The sequence below is a fragment of the Mycobacterium sp. IDUB_5 genome (assembly GCF_055419565.1).
Genome location: NZ_JBVAXX010000001.1, coordinates 621,888 through 639,139 on the forward strand (window position 1 = coordinate 621,888; position 17,252 = coordinate 639,139).

General features: G+C 69.4%; 16 protein-coding genes and 1 riboswitch. Of the genes, 9 read left to right on the top strand and 7 right to left on the bottom strand.

Features of this window, described 5'->3' with window-relative positions:
• Positions 1-78: 78 nt before the first annotated feature.
• The 3 genes from ACZY1G_RS03035 to glnX are packed head-to-tail and all read right to left on the bottom strand — an operon-like array spanning position 79 to position 4,657.
• Entirely contained in the window at positions 79-2,370 is a 2,292-nt protein-coding gene (locus ACZY1G_RS03035; protein ID WP_463821566.1) for a serine/threonine-protein kinase PknG, read from the bottom strand.
• The gene (locus ACZY1G_RS03040; protein WP_463813555.1) at positions 2,370-3,338 is read right to left on the bottom strand and encodes a glutamate ABC transporter substrate-binding protein; all 969 of its coding nucleotides are present in this window, start codon (positions 3,336-3,338) and stop codon (positions 2,370-2,372) included. Before ACZY1G_RS03040 ends, ACZY1G_RS03035 begins: the two co-directional genes overlap by 1 nt.
• Positions 3,338-4,657, bottom strand: a complete 1,320-nt coding sequence (gene glnX / locus ACZY1G_RS03045; protein ID WP_463813556.1) for a protein kinase G-activating protein GlnX — start codon at positions 4,655-4,657, stop codon at positions 3,338-3,340. The genes ACZY1G_RS03040 and glnX overlap by 1 nt, the downstream gene beginning before the upstream one ends.
• 172 nt (positions 4,658-4,829) lie before the next feature.
• Between glnX and ACZY1G_RS03050 the strand changes: the two genes are divergently transcribed.
• Positions 4,830-5,321, top strand: a complete 492-nt coding sequence (locus tag ACZY1G_RS03050) for an NUDIX hydrolase (protein ID WP_463813557.1) — start codon at positions 4,830-4,832, stop codon at positions 5,319-5,321.
• On the opposite strand, the gene thiE is transcribed toward ACZY1G_RS03050, so the two are convergent.
• Entirely contained in the window at positions 5,305-5,949 is a 645-nt protein-coding gene (thiE, locus tag ACZY1G_RS03055) for a thiamine phosphate synthase (protein ID WP_463813558.1), read from the bottom strand. The two genes, ACZY1G_RS03050 and thiE, sit on opposite strands and share 17 nt — an antisense overlap.
• A gap of 45 nt (positions 5,950-5,994) precedes the next feature.
• Positions 5,995-6,104: riboswitch (TPP riboswitch) on the top strand.
• On the opposite strand from thiE, the gene thiO reads away from it, so the two are divergent.
• From thiO to ACZY1G_RS03095, 8 genes are all read left to right on the top strand, one after another.
• Positions 6,097-7,116, top strand: a complete 1,020-nt coding sequence (gene thiO / locus ACZY1G_RS03060) for a glycine oxidase ThiO (RefSeq protein ID WP_463813559.1) — start codon at positions 6,097-6,099, stop codon at positions 7,114-7,116. It overlaps the preceding riboswitch by 8 nt.
• On the top strand, positions 7,113-7,310 hold the full coding sequence (gene thiS, locus ACZY1G_RS03065; RefSeq protein ID WP_463813560.1) for a sulfur carrier protein ThiS: 198 nt from the start codon (positions 7,113-7,115) through the stop codon (positions 7,308-7,310). The genes thiO and thiS overlap by 4 nt, the downstream gene beginning before the upstream one ends.
• Before the next feature lie 25 nt (positions 7,311-7,335).
• Positions 7,336-8,079 (top strand): thiazole synthase, encoded by a 744-nt coding sequence (gene thiG, locus ACZY1G_RS03070; RefSeq protein ID WP_463814824.1) that lies wholly within the window; start codon positions 7,336-7,338, stop codon positions 8,077-8,079.
• Positions 8,076-8,834, top strand: coding sequence for an SGNH/GDSL hydrolase family protein (locus ACZY1G_RS03075; RefSeq protein ID WP_463813561.1), 759 nt, complete (start codon positions 8,076-8,078; stop codon positions 8,832-8,834). Before thiG ends, ACZY1G_RS03075 begins: the two co-directional genes overlap by 4 nt.
• Positions 8,835-8,901: 67 nt before the next feature.
• Entirely contained in the window at positions 8,902-10,371 is a 1,470-nt protein-coding gene (locus tag ACZY1G_RS03080; protein WP_463813562.1) for a flavin-containing monooxygenase, read from the top strand.
• Positions 10,372-10,395: 24 nt separating this feature from the next.
• Positions 10,396-11,295, top strand: coding sequence for an alpha/beta fold hydrolase (locus ACZY1G_RS03085; protein ID WP_463813563.1), 900 nt, complete (start codon positions 10,396-10,398; stop codon positions 11,293-11,295).
• Between the two features lie 10 nt (positions 11,296-11,305).
• Positions 11,306-12,841 (top strand): M28 family metallopeptidase, encoded by a 1,536-nt coding sequence (locus ACZY1G_RS03090; protein WP_463821567.1) that lies wholly within the window; start codon positions 11,306-11,308, stop codon positions 12,839-12,841.
• Positions 12,838-14,310 carry a M28 family peptidase gene (locus ACZY1G_RS03095; RefSeq protein ID WP_463821568.1) on the top strand — a complete coding sequence of 491 codons (1,473 nt, stop codon included), beginning with the start codon at positions 12,838-12,840 and terminating at the stop codon, positions 14,308-14,310. The genes ACZY1G_RS03090 and ACZY1G_RS03095 overlap by 4 nt, the downstream gene beginning before the upstream one ends.
• Here ACZY1G_RS03095 and ACZY1G_RS03100 read toward each other — a convergent pair.
• Genes ACZY1G_RS03100 through ACZY1G_RS03110 form a run of 3 tightly spaced genes read right to left on the bottom strand, consistent with a single transcriptional unit; the run spans position 14,264 to position 17,177 of the window.
• The gene (locus ACZY1G_RS03100) at positions 14,264-15,553 is read right to left on the bottom strand and encodes a uracil-xanthine permease family protein (protein ID WP_463821782.1); all 1,290 of its coding nucleotides are present in this window, start codon (positions 15,551-15,553) and stop codon (positions 14,264-14,266) included. The two genes, ACZY1G_RS03095 and ACZY1G_RS03100, sit on opposite strands and share 47 nt — an antisense overlap.
• Before the next feature lie 25 nt (positions 15,554-15,578).
• Positions 15,579-16,340, bottom strand: a complete 762-nt coding sequence (locus tag ACZY1G_RS03105) for an SDR family NAD(P)-dependent oxidoreductase (protein ID WP_463813566.1) — start codon at positions 16,338-16,340, stop codon at positions 15,579-15,581.
• Positions 16,341-16,349: 9 nt separating this feature from the next.
• Positions 16,350-17,177: a sugar phosphate isomerase/epimerase family protein gene (locus tag ACZY1G_RS03110; protein ID WP_463813567.1), complete on the bottom strand. Its 828-nt coding sequence runs from the start codon at positions 17,175-17,177 to the stop codon at positions 16,350-16,352.
• Positions 17,178-17,252: the final 75 nt, after the last annotated feature.

Here is a 17,252-nt window from a genome sequence, read left to right on the forward strand (position 1 = left end):
CATAATTTTTCGCCGATCGGTCGAGGTGGCTGCGCCGCGAAACTAAAGGTATAGACGCTATGGCAACGGATTTCGTCGTCAGAAGGTCGACATGGGCCGCACGCTGTTGGCGAGGTCGACCAGCGCGTACCGGTGCGCCTGCGTCGGTGCCACCCGGGCGAGGCTGCGTAGCGACGCCTCGACACCCAGCGCAAGCCCATGCTCGGTGAACGGGAACCCGAGGATGTGATTGGTGCTCGCGGTGTGGTCGGCCAGCCAGTCCATCGCGGTGCCCAGCACCAGCGCGCGGATCTGCAGCACCCGGGGCTCGGTGTCGGGCAGTGCCTCGACCCGGCGCGCCGCATCGCGGATCTGCTGCTCGGTGATCTCCCCTGCGGATCGACCGGACAGCAGCGTCACCGCGCTCGTCAGCCGGGCCGTCGTGAAATGTCGTGACGTGGCGGGCACTTCGTCGAGGGTGCGCACCGCGGCCTCGCGTTCGCCGGCCGCCGACTGGGCCCGCGCGAGCCCGAACCCGGCGGAGATCACACCATTGTCGGTGCCCCACACGGTCTTGTAGAACTTCTGTTCGTCGGCGTTACCGGCGAGCTCTGCGGTCGCTGCCAGCGCCAGCTTCGGGGCGAGCTCACCGGGCAGGGTGTCCAGCACGTCGGTGAAATACTTTGTCGCCGAGTCATAGTCGGCGGTCAGTAGCGCGGCGACGGCACGGAACCAGACCAGCCGCCACCGCCAGCCGACCCGATCGGCGAGCTCGTCGAGTTTGCGGGTGGCCTTGGCGACGTCGCCGAGGTCGAGCAGCGCGCGGACCTCCATCAGTGGCAACTCGATCGACTCCGACAGGTCGATCCCCTCGGAGTCCAGCGCGCCGTGCCGCGCCGCCCGCAACGAATCCAGCGTCTGCACAGGCTGACTCAGCACCGTCGCGCTGAGGATCGTCGCGCCGACATCGGTCGGATCGACCAGCGGCACCTGCAGGGCCCGCACGATCTCCTGGGCGGTCAGCTTCTCCGAGTGGACCTGGCCGTCGAGATAGACGTCGGTGTGGGCGACCAGCAGATCCACTCCGAAGGTCGACCGGGACCGGCTGAACGTGGTGGACAGGCCGGGCCGCGGCAGCCCGGTGTCCTGGGCCACCACTTCGCGCAGCACACCCATCAGCTGGCTCGACATCTCCTCGGCGCTGACGAACCGGCGCCGCGGGTCGGGGTCGATGGCGCGGCGCAGTAACCGGCCGAACGAGTCGTACTCTGTGAGCACAGGGTCGTCCTCGGGCAGCCCGTCGGCGTAGCGGCCCTTGCGGGTGCGCATCCGCAGCGTCAACGCCGCCAGCGTGCGGCCCACCGTGTAGATGTCGGTGGCCACGGTCGGCCCGGTCCGGACGATCTCGGGAGCCTGGTAACCCGGTGTGCCGTAGAGGTATCCGAATGAATTGATGCGTGACACCGCACCGAGGTCGATCAGCTTGAGCTGGTCCTCGGTGACCATGATGTTCTCGGGCTTGAGGTCGTTGTAGACCAGACCGATGGAGTGCAGGTAGCCCAGCGCGGGCAGGATTTCGAGCATGAAGCCGATCGCCTCGGCGACCGGCAGCCGGGTCCGCTCGCTCGACTTCAAGTGGGTGGCCTGCTTGAGCGACGTGCCGCCGACGTACTCCATCACGATGTAGCCGACCGGGTTGCCGTGCTTGTCCTCGTGCTCGACGAAGTTGTAGATCTTCACGATGCCGGGATGGGTGACCTGGGCCAGGAATTGGCGTTCGGCCATCGCGATGGCCTGGGCCTCGGCATCGCCGGAATGCACGAGGCCCTTGAGCACCACCGGCCGGTCGTTGACGTTCTTGTCGAACGCCAGGTACACCCAGCCCAGACCGCCGTGGGCGATGCACCCCTTGATCTCGTACTGGTCGGCGACGATGTCACCGGCCGCCAACTGCGGCAGGAACGAGTACGCGCTGCCGCAGTGCGGACACCATCCCTCCGACAGCGCCTTGCCGTCATTCGAGGAGCGGCCCACCGGGCGGCCGCAGTTCCAGCAGAACCGCTTCGACTCGGCGACCACCGGGTCGGTCATCAACGCGGTCAACGGATCTCGCGCCGGCACCCGAGGAATCTCGACCAGACCGCCGCCGAGCCGCCGCGTGGGCGAGAGGGCGCGCGTCATCGTCGTCGCCTGGTCCTGCGGCTCGGTGTCACCGGTGTGGAACCCCGAACGGAACGACGAGTCGTCATCGTCGTCGTCGAAGTTGGGTCGGAACACCGCCTGGGTGGCCATCGGCCGCACCGTCGAGATGGAGTCCTCGCTCAGCTCGGCCAGATCGGCGAACGAGGCGGGTTGGGTGCCGGGATCGTCCCCGGTGTCGGTCTCGGTCATCAGTCCGAATACCTCGCCACCGGCGGTGAGGGCGCGGGACCCAGCACCGTCAACCACTTGCGGTACAACGTGTTCCACGTGCCGTCGCGGCGGATGCGCTCCAGTGTCCCGTTGACGAACCGGACCAGGCCGGGGTTGTCGAGATTGACCCCGATCCCGTAGGGCTCCTCGTTCATCGACGGCCCGACGATGTGTAGATACGGATCCTGGGACACCAGTCCGGCCAGGATCGAGTTGTCGGTGCTCACCGCGTCGACCTGACGTTGCTGCAGCGCCACCAGGCAGTCCGCCCACGTCACCACGCCGACGATGATCGGCGGCGGCGCGATCTCCTGGATGCGCTGCAGCGATGTCGTGCCCTTGGCCACGCACACCCGCTTGCCCGACAGATCGGCCGCCCGGCGGATCGTCGAGTCGCGGGGTGCGAGGATTCGCTGATCGGCGGTCAGGTACGCGGTCGAGAAGTTGACCAGCTTTTTGCGCTCGCACGTGATCGTCATGGTCTTGACCACCACGTCGACCTCGTTGTTGCGCAGCGCCGCGATGCGGTCGGCCGAGGACAGGATGCGGTACTCCACCTGTGAGGGGGTGCCGAAGATGTCGCGGGCGATCTCCCCGGCGATGTCGACGTCGAAACCGGTGATCTCCCCGGTGATCGGATCGCGGAAGCTGAACAGGTTGCTGCCGATGTCCAGTCCGACGATCAGCCGGCCGCGCGCCTTGATGTTGGCCACCGCGGCGTCGGCCTCGGCCTTGGTGTCGAAGGGGCGCAGGCTCGCCGTGCGATCGCACTGGTCGTCCGGCAGTGACGGCGGCTGGGCCGGTCCGGGCGGCAGCTCGGCCATCCCCGACGGGGACGGCGGCGCGAGCGTCACCGTCGGCGTCGGCACCACCGGCGCGCTCTGGCCACACCCGGCCAGGAGCCCCGCCATCAGCAGGGCGGCCGGGATCTTCGCGCAGGCGCTCATCACCTGTACTCGCTCAGTCGCGGCCAGATGCCCAGCGCCACCGCGATCGCGGCCATCACCGACAGCACCGCGGCACCGACGGTGGCGCCGGAGAGCACCCGGCGCGCATTGACGATCTCGTTGCGCAGCTGGGCCCGGCTCTGCTCGATGCCGTTGGTCAGGGCCTCGTCGAGTTTGTCGAACGCCGGTGTCGCATCGTCCTCGCCGACACCGAGGGCGACCTGCGTGGCGGCCTGGTAGTTGCCGACCGCGATGTAGGCGGTGATCCGGTCGTCGGCGGCACGCCACCGATTGAGCAGCGCGTCGGCGTCGGCCAGGTTGGTCTTGTCGATGGAGTTGTCGGTGCCCAGATAGCGGGCCAGCTGCTCCTGCATCTGATCGATGCGTTGGTAGTAGGACTGCTTGCGTACGTTCTCGTCGCCGCGGCGGATCAGCGACAGGGTCTCGTCGGCGCGGGCCTGCTGGGCGGTGATCGCGAGGGTGGTGACGGTCTTGAGGGACTCGGCCGCGGTCTCCTTGGCGCTGCGGCTGTCCGAGGTCGAGATGATCAGCGCAGTCCCCACCCAGATCAGCATGATCAGAACTGCCATCCCGCCGGCCACGAAGCCGATGTTCACGCGGCGGCGCGTCCGTTTGGCCAGCCACCGGTTGGCGAACGCGCCGAACAACAGCGTGCCGACGACGATCAGGATGACCGGGCCGGGGATGCGGGTCGACGCGGTGGTCTCGGCGTCGACGCGCGCCGAGGTCTGTTCGTAGAGCCGTTGGGCGTCGGGCAGGATCTGCTGCTGCATCAGCGATGACGCTTCGGACAGGTATGACGAGCCGACCGGGTTGCCGGCCCGGTTGTTGGTGCGGGCGGTCTCGACGAGCCCGGTGTAGACGGCGAGCCGGGCGTTGATCCGGCCGAGCAGCTGCACCAACGGTTCGTCGGTGAGCCCGCTGGATGCCCGGGCGACGGCGACCGCGGCGTCGGTGATGGCCTGCTCGTAGCGCTGTCGCACGGCGCGCGGTTCAGCCCCGGCGATGAAGGCGGTGGCAGCGGCGGCGTCGGCGACCGAGAGTGTGGTGTAGAGCTGGCCGGCGGCGAAGGACAGAGGTTCGGTGCGGTTCAGCACTGTGGTGAGCGCTTGCTGGCGGTCGTTGATCGTGGTCGACGTGGCGAAGGCACTGGCGATGACGAGCGTGGCCAGGATCAGCCCGATGGTGAGGATGCGACCCGGCGTCGTCCACAGGAACCACCACCGCGGGTGGGCAGTGACCGTCGGTGACCGCGACGCAAGAGGCTCGGTCGACGGGTGCGCCAACTCGACAGTCACGTGTGCGCGGACCTCATCCCGGTCTCGATCTCAACGACGGTGGAAATTCTATCGGTGCAAAATCTCTGAGGGAATTCTAAGAGATTCACCGCCGACGCGTGCGGATTCGAGGTCACGACTCGCCAGTGGCTGATCGTGATGGGGCCTGGAACCGGTTCCTTAAGCTGGACGGGTGCGTGGTGACGGTGACGGGTGGGTGGTATCAGCCGGCGGGACTGCCTACTGGGGCAGGCACGGTGCCGCCGGTCTTCTCCTGCGGGCCCCGCTCTCGGACGGATCGCTGGCGGTGCTGCTGCAGCACCGGGCGCCGTGGAGCCACCAGGGTGGGACGTGGGGACTGCCGGGAGGCGCCCGCGACAGCCACGAGACGGCCGAGCAGGCCGCGATGCGCGAGGCCCACGAAGAGGCCGGTCTGCCCGCCGAGCAGGTGGTGGTCCGCACGACTGTGGTCACGTCGGAGGTGTCCGGCTGGTCCTACACCACTGTGATCGCCGACGCCGAGGCGCTTCTCGAGACCGTGCCGAACCGGGAGAGCGCCGAACTGCGCTGGGTGGCCGAGGACGAGGTGGCCGACCTGCCGCTGCACCCGGGATTCGCGGCCAGCTGGAACCGCCTGCGTGAGGTCGCCGCGGGGTTCCCGCCCCTGGCTAACCCGCCGCGGTGAGTGCCGCCTTCAGCTCTGCCGCCGCGGCCCTCGGATCGTCGGCGGCGGTGATCGCGCGGACGACGACGATGCGGCGCGCCCCGGCCTCGAGGACCTCGGGCAGCCGGTCGGCGTCGATGCCGCCGATCGCGAACCACGGCTTGGCGGGATTGCGCGCCGCGGTGGCGCGCACCAGGTCCAGGCCGGGCGCGGGCCGACCGGGTTTGGTCGGCGTCGGCCAGCACGGGCCCACACAGAAGTAGTCGACGGGCTCGTCGAGGGCTGCCGTCACCTGGTCGATGTCGTGTGTCGAGCGCCCGACCGTGCCGGTGAAGATGTGCCGGGCCACCGGCAGCGGCAGGTCGTCCTGCCCGAGGTGCAGCACGTCGGCATGCGCCGCGTACGCGACGTCGGCGCGGTCGTTGACCGCGATCAGTGCGTCATGGCGGCGCGCGGCGTCGGCGAGCACCTCCAGCGCGGCCAGCTCGTCGCGGGCCTCCAGTGGACCGAACTGCCGTTCTCCCGGCGACCCCTTGTCGCGCAGCTGGATGATGTCGACCCCGCCGGCCAGGGCGGCGTCGGCGAACTCCGCGAGATCGCCGCGCTCCCGGCGGGCGTCGGTGCACAGGTACAGGTGGGCGTCACGCACACTGCGAACCGTAGCGTCCCCGCGACGTAGGCTGGACGGCGACAACACCGTCCACACGGGAGTCCCGGGTTCGGGGACTGAGAGTGAGCCAGCCGGCTCTGACCGTCGCACCTGATCCGGGTCATGCCGGCGAAGGGAGTAGCAGTCGTGAACCCCCATCCCCAACGGCTCGCCGTCATCGGCGGCGGCGTCATCGGCCTGGCGATCGCCCGCCGGGCCGCTCAGGACGGCTGGCTGGTGCGAGTGCACAGGACCGGCACCCCCGGCGCCTCCTGGGTGGCCGGCGGCATGCTCGCCCCGCACAGCGAGGGATGGCCCGGCGAGGAACGTCTGCTCCAGATCGGCCTGGCCTCGCTCGCGCTCTGGCACGACGGCTTCCTCGACGGTCTGCCGCCCGAGGTGGTCACCGCCCGGGAGTCGCTCGTCGTCGCGGTGGACCGCGGCGACGCCGCCGACCTGCGAACCGTGGGGGACTGGCTGTCGGCCCAGGGACACCCCGTCACGCCGACCATCGCCGCCCGCGACATCGAACCCCTTCTCGCGCAGACGATTCGGCACGGCTTCATCGCCGAGACCGAGCTCGCGGTGGACAACCGGGCCGTCGTCGACGGGCTGGCTGCGCATTGCGAGCGTCTGGGTGTCGAGTGGGCGCCGCCGGTCACCGCGCTGGCCGAGGTGAGCGACGCCGACTCGGTCGTGATCGCCAATGGCATCGACGCGCCTGCGCTGTGGCCGGGCCTGCCGATCCGGCCGGTGAAGGGCGAGGTGCTGCGGCTGCGCTGGCGTCGCGGCTGCCTGCCGATCCCGTCGCGGGTGGTGCGGGCCCGGGTGCACGGCCGACAGGTCTACCTGGTGCCGCGTGCCGACGGAGTGGTGGTGGGCGCCACGCAGTACGAGCACGGCCGCGACACCGCGCCGACGGTGACGGGCGTGCGGGAACTGCTCGACGACGCCTGCGAGGTGATGCCGGCGCTGGGGGAGTACGAGCTGGCCGAATGCGCGGCGGGCCTGCGCCCGATGACAGAGGACAACGTGCCGCTGGTCGGCAGGCTCGACGAGCGGACCCTGGTGGCCGCCGGTCACGGCCGGTCGGGTTTCCTGCTCGCGCCGTGGACGGCCGAGACCATCGCCGCCGAACTGCGCGTACTGGAAGGAGTGACGCCGTGAAGCTGACGGTCAACGACAAGGCCGTGGAGGTCGACGGTGAGGTCACGGTCGCCGCGCTGCTGGACCGGCTCGGCTACCCGGAGAAGGGCATCGCCGTGGCGGTCGACTGGTCGGTGATCCCCCGCTCGCAGTGGGACGTCGAGCTGACCGACGGAGCGAAGGTCGACGTGGTGACGGCGGTGCAAGGTGGCTGAGGTGGTCGAGCGCACGACGGGCACGCTGAACATCGCCGGCCGAGAGTTCGGGTCGCGGTTGATCCTGGGCACTGGCGGAGCGGCCAATCTCGCGGTGCTCGAGGAGGCGCTGGTGGCGTCGGAGACCGAACTGACCACCGTGGCGATGCGGCGGGTGGACGCCGACGGCGGCACGGGGGTGCTCGACCTGCTCACCCGGTTGGGCATCACCCCGCTGCCGAACACCGCGGGCTGCCGCGGCGCCGCCGAAGCGGTGATGACCGCACAGCTGGCCCGCGAGGCGCTGCAGACCGACTGGGTCAAGCTCGAGGTCATCGCCGACGAGCGGACGCTGCTGCCGGATGCGATCGAATTGGTCAGGGCCGCCGAGCAATTGGTGGACGACGGCTTCGTCGTGCTGCCCTACACCAACGACGATCCGGTGCTGGCCCGCCGGCTCGAGGACACCGGCTGCGCGGCGGTCATGCCGCTCGGGTCGCCGATCGGGACGGGGCTCGGCATCGCCAACCCGCACCACATCGAGATGATCGTCGACCGCGCCTCGGTGCCCGTCATCCTCGACGCCGGCATCGGGACGGCCAGCGATGCAACGCTGGCGATGGAATTGGGCTGCGACGCCGTGCTCTTGGCCACCGCGGTCACCCGGGCAGCCGACCCGGCGGCGATGGCCGCGGCGATGTCGGCGGCGGTGCGGGCCGGCTACCTGGCGCGCCGCGCCGGTCGCATCCCGAAGCGCTTCTGGGCCCAGGCCTCCAGCCCGGCGTTATGAGCAGGTATGTGGCGCTGGGCAGTTCGATGGCTGCCGGCCCCGGAATCCAGCCGCGGGTGCCGGGAACGCCGCGTGCCGCCGGACGATCGGCCCGCAACTACGCACACGTGGTCGCCGAAGCCCGCGGGTTCGACCTCGTCGACGTCACCTATTCGGGGGCGACGACAGCGCACATCCTGACCGATCCCCAGCGTGGGGCTCCTCCCCAGATCGAGGCGCTCGACGGAACCGAAGCGCTCGTCACGATCACGATCGGCGGCAACGACGTCGGCTACGTGCCGATGCTGTTCGCCGCCGGCCTGCCCCGGGCGAGCCGTGCGATCCCGCTGCTGGGCAGCCGGCTCCGGGGTCTGCTGAACCCGGCAGAGCGGTACCTGGCGCTCGACGCGGTCAGCGCCGCGCTCGTGGAGGTGGGGGAGATGGTCCGACAGCGCGCACCCCGCGCGACGGTGCTGTTCGTCGACTACCTGACGCTGCTGCCGCCTGCCGGCGAGGCCGCTCCACCACTGAGCGATCGCGATGTGGCGCTGGGCCGCCACCTCGCCGGTGAGCTCGAGCGGTTGACCGCCGAGGCGGCCGCAGCCACCGGGTGTGGCCTGGTGAGGGCTGGTGAGGCCAGCCGCGAGCACCACGCGTGGTCGTCCGATCCGTGGACCACCCGGTTCGGCTGGCCGGTTCCGCGCAGGCCCGCACCGCTGCACCCGAACGCTGCGGGCATGCGCGCTGTGGCGGACCTGGTGCTCGCCGCGGCCTGATCGACAGGTTGTCGAATCTCTCGACACACTGTTGACCAGATCGACATGATGTTGATAGCTTTACATCATGACCGAATTTGTCGACGTCGTCATCGTCGGAGCCGGGATCTCCGGCATCAGCGCCGCATGGCACCTGCAGGAACACTGCCCGGGCAAGAACTACGTGATCCTCGAGCGGCGTGAGCAGCTCGGCGGCACCTGGGACCTGTTCAAGTACCCCGGTATCCGGTCGGATTCCGACATGTACACCCTCGGCTTCCACTTCAAGCCGTGGGCGACCGACCAGATGATCGCCGACGGCCCCTCGATCTGGAACTACCTCAACGAGGCGGCCACCGAGAACGGCATCGCCCAGCACATCCGCTACGGCCAGCGCGTCACCTCGGCCAACTGGTCCGACGAGCACAGCCGGTGGGAGCTGACCGTCGAGCGCAACGGCGAGACGGTCGAACTGCACACCGGGTTCCTGTGGGCGTGCAGCGGCTACTACAACTACGACAAGGGGTTCTCTCCGGAGTTCGCCGGCGCCGAGGACTTCGGCGGCACCGTCGTCCACCCGCAGCACTGGCCTCAGGACCTGGATTACCAGGGCAAGAACATCGTCGTGATCGGCAGCGGGGCCACGGCGATCACGCTGATCCCCGCTCTCGTCGACAGCGGCGCGGGCCACGTGACGATGCTGCAGCGCACCCCTACCTACATCGGGTCCCTGCCCGACAAGGACCCGTTCGCGGCGCGCGCTTACAAGATGATGCCGGAGAAGGCCGCCTACACCGCGGTGCGCTGGAAGGCGATCCTGCAGGCCACCGCGCAGTACCAGCTCGCGCGCACCCTGCCCAACGTCTTCCGGAAAGCGTTGCGCACCATGGCCGAACGTCGCCTGCCCGACGGCTTCGACTACGACAAGCACTTCGCCCCCGACTACAAGCCGTGGGACCAGCGCGTGTGCCTGGCCCCCAACGGTGATCTGTTCAAGACGATCCGCAAGGGCAAGGCCGACGTCGTCACCGACGTGATCGACCACTTCACCGAAGACGGCATCGCGCTGGCGTCGGGTCAGCAGCTCAAGGCCGACATCATCATCACCGCAACGGGATTGAACGTGCAGTTCTTCGGCGGCGCCGAGGTGCTGCGCAACGGCGAACCGCAGGACCTGTCGAAGTCGGTGGCCTACAAGGGTCTGATGCTCTCGGGTCTGCCGAACGTGGCGTTCACCTTCGGCTACACCAACGCGTCGTGGACTCTCAAGGCCGACCTCACCTCCGAGTACGTCAGCCGGCTGCTGCACTACATGGACACCCGCGGGTACGACACCGTGGTGCCGCGCGATCCCGCCCCCGATGTCGAGGAACTGCCGTTCGTCGACCTGACGTCGGGCTACATCAAGCGTGCGCTCGACCGCCTGCCGAAGTCGGGATCGAAGGCGCCGTGGCGGCTCAAGCAGAACTACCTCGTGGATCTGCGTGTCATCCGCACCAGCAAGATCGACGACGGCACGCTGGAATTCAGCAAGCAGCGGGCGTTGGCCAGCGCCTGAGGTCTTCCGCGTAAGTTTCCAGATGTGACCGACGCGCAGCGGCTGACCTTCGAGTTCGATCATCTGGAGGTCAGTGCGCTGGCGTGGGGGCCTGACGACGGCCGGCTGGTGCTGTGTCTGCACGGCTTTCCCGACAGTGCGTGGGGCTGGCAGAAATTCGCGCGGCTTCTCGCCGCGCGGGGCATGCGGGTGGTCGCGCCGTTCTCGCGGGGGTACGCGCCCACCGGCCCGGCTCCCGACGGGGACTACCACATCGGGGCGCTGATGCACGACGCACTGGCGGTCCATCGCGCACTCGGGGCACCCGACGACGCGGTGGTGATCGGCCACGACTGGGGTGCATTCACTGCGGCGGCGTTCGCGGCGTACCCCGAGTCGCCGTTCGCCGAGCACATCACGATGGCGGTCGCGCCGATCGGAGCCGTGAACCGGGCCCGCGGGGATGCCGCCCGGCAGCTCCGGCAACTGCCCCGTCAGCTGCGCAACAGCTGGTACATCCTTTTCTTCCAACTGCCCCGCGTGCCAGAGCGCGTGCTGCCGCGCGTCATCCGCAGGCTCTGGCAGGACTGGGGCCCGGCTGGTTTCGACACCAGCGCCGAGCTCGACGCGGCGCTCGCCGCGCTGCCGAGTGCGCCGCACCGGCGCGCGGCGCTCGGGTACTACCGAGCCCTCGTCCGCCCGGGTGCCCTGCAGGAGCGCTACGCAGACCTGCACCGCTGGCGCTTCGAGCTGCCACGCGTGCCGATCCTGCATCTGCAAGGCGTGCAGGACGGCGCGATGCTGGTCGACTACGCCGAGGCTGTCCGCGACGTACTGCCCGCCGGCAGCACGGTCACCACGCTCCCGTCGGCAGGGCACTTCCTCCAGATCGAGGAGCCGCAGCTGGCCGCTGACGCGGTACTGGAGTATCTGGGCGCGCGCTAACGTGGTGCGGGTGACCCACACCCGACTGCGGCTGGCGATCCTGCTCGCCGTCGCACTCCTTGTCGGCGGCGGATGCAGCCGCGACAGCCAACCTGCCCCCGCTGAGTCCCCTTCCAGCTCCGCATCGCCGTCGGTCGACGCCGGCGCGGCTGCGCAGTTCGCCGATGCCCTCGCCAAGAAGGTCACCGTCGACGCGACGATGGCGCATCTCACGGCGCTGCAGGACATCGCCAACGCCAACGGCGGGAACCGGGCGCTGGGCACCGGCGGTTACTCCGCAAGCGTCGACTATGTGGCAAAGGCACTGCGCGACAAGGGCTTCGATGTGGAGACTCCGGAATTCGAGGTCCGGCTGCCATGGGCGGACGCGCCGAAGCTAACGGTCACGGGCGGTTCCGGCGAAGACCAGGTCACCGCGCGGCCTCTCGAGTACACCGTCGGCGCGCCTGGCGCAGGGGTGACCGGACCGATCGTCGCGGCCCGCGTCGAGGACACCCCGGGCTGCACCGCCGAGGACTACGACGGGCTGCCCACCCGGGGCGCCGTCGTCGTCGTCGACCGCGGCTCCTGTCCGTTCGGCGAGAAGCAGACCGCCGCCGCGTCACGCGGTGCCGTCGCGCTCATCGTCGTCAACAACGCCGACGGCGAGATGACCGGTGGCACACTCGGCGAGAGCACCGACGTGAAGATCCCGGTCATCAGCGTCGCCAAGGCCGAGGGGCCGCGGCTGCGCGAGGCAGCCGGCGACGCGGCCACCATCAGGATGAACGCCGGGGTGCGGACCGAGAAGACCCGCAACGTGATCGCGCAGACCAAGACCGGCTCCACCGCCAACGTCGTCATGGTCGGCGCGCACCTGGACAGCGTGCCCGAGGGTCCGGGGATCAACGACAACGGTTCGGGAACCGCCGCGGTCCTGGAAACTGCTCTGCAACTGGGAAGTTCACCGCAGGTCGCCAACGCGGTGCGGTTCGCGTTCTGGGGTGCCGAAGAACTCGGACTGCTGGGCTCCTACAACTACGTCAACTCGCTGAATGTGGAACAGCTCAAAGACATCTCGCTCTACCTCAACTTCGACATGCTGGGCTCGCCCAATCCGGGCTACTTCACCTACGACGGCAACCAGTCCACCGCGCCGGGCAACGGGCCGGTCCCGCGGGTACCCGAAGGGTCGGCGGGGATCGAGCGCGCCCTCATGGGTTACCTGGACCGCGCCGGAAAGCAGGCGCAGGACACGTCTTTCGACGGCCGGTCCGACTACGATGCGTTCACCCGCGCCGGAGTGCCTTCCGGCGGGCTGTTCTCCGGTGCGGAAGAGAAGATGACCGCCGACCAGGCGAAGCTCTGGGGTGGGCAGGCCGATCAGCCGTTCGACCCGAACTACCACAAGGCGTCCGACACCCTCGATCACATCGACCGCACCGCGATGGGAATCAACGGCAGCGGAGTCGGCTGGGCCGTCGGGTTCTACGCACAGGATCAGAGCGGCCGCAATGGAATTCCGGTTCGCGACGACCGCACCCGCCACGTCCTGCGCGAATCATGACGGGCTCGGCCAAGGCGGCCATGGCGGCGCTGGCCGCACTGGCCGTCGTCGTGGCGGCGTGCTCGTCGCAGAGTGCGGCGCCGCCTCCCGATCTGGCCTCCGAGTTGGCCCAGCAGGTCACCGCTGACGGGGTGTATCGCCATCTGGTCGAGTTGCAGAAGGTCGCCGACGGACACGACGGCAACCGTGCCGACGGCACGCCGGGCTACCAGGCGAGCGTCGACTATGTCGCGAAGGCGTTACGCGACAGGGGTTTCGACGTGCAGACACCGGAGTTCCAACGGTTATCGGGCTCCAGTGGCGGGCGACCGGCGCTGACCGTCGGCCGTCGCACGTTCCGCGTCGACCAGGCGTCGCTGCTGCTCACCACCGCGCCCGGCGGGCTCAAGGCGGTGACCCTGCGGCCCCGCGCGGCCGCCGGCTGTGCCGCCACCGACTACACCGGCGTCGCCATCAATGGTGCCATCGCGGTGGTCGACGACAGCGGATGCTCGGTCGTCGCCAAACACGACGCGGCCGCAGCCGCCGGTGCAGTGGGCGTCCTCGTCGTCAGTCAGGCCACCCCGAGCCGACCGGTCGGAGCACCTGCCGGCCTGTTCACTCCCGGCTACTACCAACGCATGTCGATTCCCGTCGGCGTCATCGATCCGACCGCGGATGCGGCGCTGAGGCGCACCGGCGCCCCCGTCACGCTGGTGCTCGACAACAAGCCGGTGATGACGACGTCGCGCAACGTCATCGCCCAGACCTCGGCGGGCAGTACCGACAACGTCGTGGTGGTCGGTGCGCACCTCGACAGTGCGGCCGGCGGTCCCGGCATCGACGGCAACGGCTCCGGCGTCGGGGCGGTCCTGGAGACCGCTCTGCAGATGGGTCCGAAACCGAACGCCGGCAACGCAGTTCGCTTCGCCTTCTGGGGTGGCGGCGAGGTGTCGGCTGATGGTTCGGCCGCCTACTTGCGCGCGCTGAACCCCGACGAACTGGCCGACATCGCGCTCTACGTCGACCTCGACGTGATCGGCTCGCCGAACGCGGGGTACTTCACGCTCGACGGTGATCAGTCCGCGCAGACCGGGGCCGGCGTTCGGCGCCTGCCGGACGGATCGGCGGGCATCGAGCGCACGCTGGCTGCGCGGCTCTACGACCAGGGCGTGCGGCCGGCCGACATGCCGCTGACGAGCGGTACCGACTACGCGCCGTTCGTCGCCGCCGGGGTGCCGGTCGGGGGGTTGACCACCGGGACGTCGCAGGCCAAATCCGAGGTGCAGGCACGCATCTGGGGCGGTCGCGCCGGCGCCGCGTTCGACCCCAACTATCACCGCCGCGGCGACACCATCGACAACGTCGACCGACGAGCATTGGGCGTCATGGCGTCATCCGCTGCGGCCGCGGTCGGCAGCTACGCGCAGTCGATCGAGGGCGTCAACGGGGTTCCGGCGCGGGATCAGCGGAATCGGCAGAAGCCTTAGTCGCCGTCCTGAGACCCAGCAGTCGCATGCCGTGGTAGACGATCAGCGCGGCGATCGAGCCCAGCGCGATCCCGGTGAACTGCAGACCGCCGACGGTCCAGGTGAAGTCGGCGATACCGATGATCAGCGGGATGGCCGCGGTCATCTGGTTCACCGGCAGCGAGAAGTCCACGTGATTGGTCAGCCAGATCCGCACGCCGAGAATGCCGACCAGGCCGTAGAGCACCACCGTCGCACCGCCGAGCACCCCTGCCGGCACGGCGGAGATCGCGGCACCGACCTTGGGGCACAACGACAACAGGATCGCGACCCCGGCGGCGACCCAGTACGGCGCGGTCGAGTAGACGCGGGTCGCGGCCATCACCCCGATGTTCTCGGCGTAGGTCGTCGTGGCCGAGCCGCCCCCGAACCCGGCGAGCGTGGTGGCCACGCCGTCGGCGGCCAGTGCCCGGCCCATCAGCGGATCCATGTCGCGCTGCGTCATCTGTCCCACCGACTTGACGTGGCCGATGTTCTCGGCGATCAACGCGACCACGGCGGGCAGGAACAGCGGCAGCACCGACAGCGAGAACGTCGGAGTCTGGAACTGCGGCAGCCCGATCCAGGGCGCGGCCGCGATGCCCGACGTGTCGATCTGGCCGAGGATCAGCGCGAGCACATATCCCGCTGCGACCGCGAGGAAGATCGCGAGCCGGCCGATCATGCCGCGGAAGAACGCGAGCACCGCGACCAGCAGCACCAGCGTCACGACCCCGAGCACCGGGCCCTTCTCGAAGTTCTGCTTGGCCACCGGCGCCAGGTTCAGCCCGATCAACGCGACGATCGCCCCCGTGACGACGGGCGGCAGCGTCAGGTCGATCCAGCGGGTGCCCGCGACGTGCACGACGGCGCCGACGATCATCAGCAGCACGCCGACGGCGATGATGCCACCGAGTGCACTCCCTGCGCCGTCGGAGGCCACCGCCGCGGTGATCGGTGCGATCACCGAGAAACTCGACCCCAGGTAGCTGGGCAGTCGATTGCCGGTGATCAGCAGGAACAGCACCGTGCCGACACCCGAGAACAGCAGCGTGGTGGCCGGCGGGAAGCCGGTCAGGACCGGGACCAGGAACGTCGCGCCGAACATCGCGACGACGTGCTGGGCGCCCAGTCCGATGGTGCGGGGCCAGCTCAGCCGCTCGTCGGGCGCGACGACGAAGGACGGGTCAGCTCGGGAATCGACACGCTTCCAGGCGAGGGACATCCAAGCGGCGGGCATTCCCGAGACTCTAGTGAATGTGGCTGCCTCCGTTGATGTCAACGGTGGTGCCAGTGAGGTAGCTCGCATCGTCGCCGGACAGGAACGTGATCACCGCGGCGATCTCTTCGGTGGTGGCGGTCCGGCCGACGGGGATGTCGGCGGCCAGCTTGGCCTCCTGCTCATCGGTAGAGCCGACCCGGATGTTGGTGTCGACCGCGCCGGGGGTGACCGCGTTGACGGTGACACCCGTGGCGGCGACCTCGCGGGCGAGTGCCTTCGTGAAGCCGAGGATCGCAGCCTTGGCCGACGAGTAGGGCACCTTGCCGAACACGCCGCCACCGCGCTGCGCCGACACCGAGGACATGTTCACGATGCGGCCCCACCCCTGTTCGATCATGCCGGGGAGGAAGGCCTTGGTGACCAGGTAGGTGCCGGTCGCGTTGACAGCCATCACCGTGTTCCACAGCTCGAGGGTGGTCTCGAGGAACGGGACGGGTGAGGTGATGCCCGCGATGTTGGCCAGCGCGCCGACCGGCGGGAGGTTGCCCGAGGCCACCTCTGCGGCGACGGCCTGCTGGGCGGCGTCCACCGATTCCTCCGAGGTGACGTCGATCGCGCAGCCGAACGCGGGTACCGCGTACTGGTTGCCGATCTCCGCGGCCACCTTGGCCGACTTCTCGCCGTCGAGATCGAGGATGACGACGGCCCAGCCTTCCCGGGCGTAGCGCTGGGCGACGGTCATGCCGATGCCACGGTCGGAGGTGGCGCCGGTGATCACTGCGGTTCTCATGGGTGTCTCCTAGATCAGTTCGGAAATCAGATGCGCGGCAGCGGCCGTCGCCTCGGGTCGGTCGTCATGGGTGATGTCGCGGGTTTCCAGCTCCAGCGAGAAGTGGCCGTGATAGCCCGCGTCTGCCAGGGCTTTGAGGCCGCCGGCGAAATCGACGGCGCCGTTGCCGACGGAGAGATTGATGTTGCCGGGCACGGCGTCGCGGATGTGGACGTGCGCGATGCGGGGACCGAAGCGGGCGACGAAGTCCAGCGGGTCCCCACCGGAGGCGACGATGTGGCTGAAGTCCATGACGATGCCGACTTCGGCGCCGAAGCGGCTGGTCAGCGCCTGGGCGCGGGCGATGTCGCAGCAGAGTCGGTGGAAGTGCAGCGACTCGGTCCACAGCTCGACCCGGGCGGCGGCGGCGACGTGCGCGGCGGCGATGAGTTCATCTGCCACCCGGTCGAGGTCGTCGTCGAGGGACACCAGCGGTGAGTGGGAGAGCGCGCCGCACGGCAGAACCAATGCGCGCGCCCCGGTGGCGGCGGCGAGCGCCACGAGCATGTCCAGATGCCGGCGCCGCGCGGCGGCCTGGTCGGGGGACAGCTCCGCGTTCAGGTCACCGATGTCGCCGTTGATCGAGCGGACGCGCAGGCCCGAGGCGGCGACGGTCGCGGCCACCTGCCGTACCGCCGCCTCGTCGAGGACGTAGGGCACGTGGTCGCAGACGCCGGGCAGGGCGCCGAGGTCGATCTCGGAAAAGCCCAGGTCGGCGATCGTCGCGACGGCTTCGTCGAGTGGTTGGTGGCGAAAGCTGATCGTCGAGCAGCCGAGCCGGGAGTGCACTTCGGTCATGTCACCTCCTGTGATAGCGGCCACAATAACCGAGTTGACTGTCAACAGTCAACTATCGACAGGCCGTTTATGTTG

Excerpts from the sequence above, each read along its gene's own strand:
- ACZY1G_RS03095 (WP_463821568.1), top strand. The coding sequence starts at position 12,838 with ATGACGGGCTCGGCCAAGGCGGCCATGGCGGCGCTGGCCGCACTGGCC.
- ACZY1G_RS03100 (WP_463821782.1), bottom strand. The coding sequence starts at position 15,553 with ATGTCCCTCGCCTGGAAGCGTGTCGATTCCCGAGCTGACCCGTCCTTC.
- ACZY1G_RS03110 (WP_463813567.1), bottom strand. The coding sequence starts at position 17,177 with ATGACCGAAGTGCACTCCCGGCTCGGCTGCTCGACGATCAGCTTTCGC.
- ACZY1G_RS03080 (WP_463813562.1), top strand. The coding sequence starts at position 8,902 with ATGACCGAATTTGTCGACGTCGTCATCGTCGGAGCCGGGATCTCCGGC.
- ACZY1G_RS03105 (WP_463813566.1), bottom strand. The coding sequence starts at position 16,340 with ATGAGAACCGCAGTGATCACCGGCGCCACCTCCGACCGTGGCATCGGC.
- ACZY1G_RS03040 (WP_463813555.1), bottom strand. The coding sequence starts at position 3,338 with ATGAGCGCCTGCGCGAAGATCCCGGCCGCCCTGCTGATGGCGGGGCTC.
- ACZY1G_RS03075 (WP_463813561.1), top strand. The coding sequence starts at position 8,076 with ATGAGCAGGTATGTGGCGCTGGGCAGTTCGATGGCTGCCGGCCCCGGA.
- ACZY1G_RS03035 (WP_463821566.1), bottom strand. The coding sequence starts at position 2,370 with ATGACCGAGACCGACACCGGGGACGATCCCGGCACCCAACCCGCCTCG.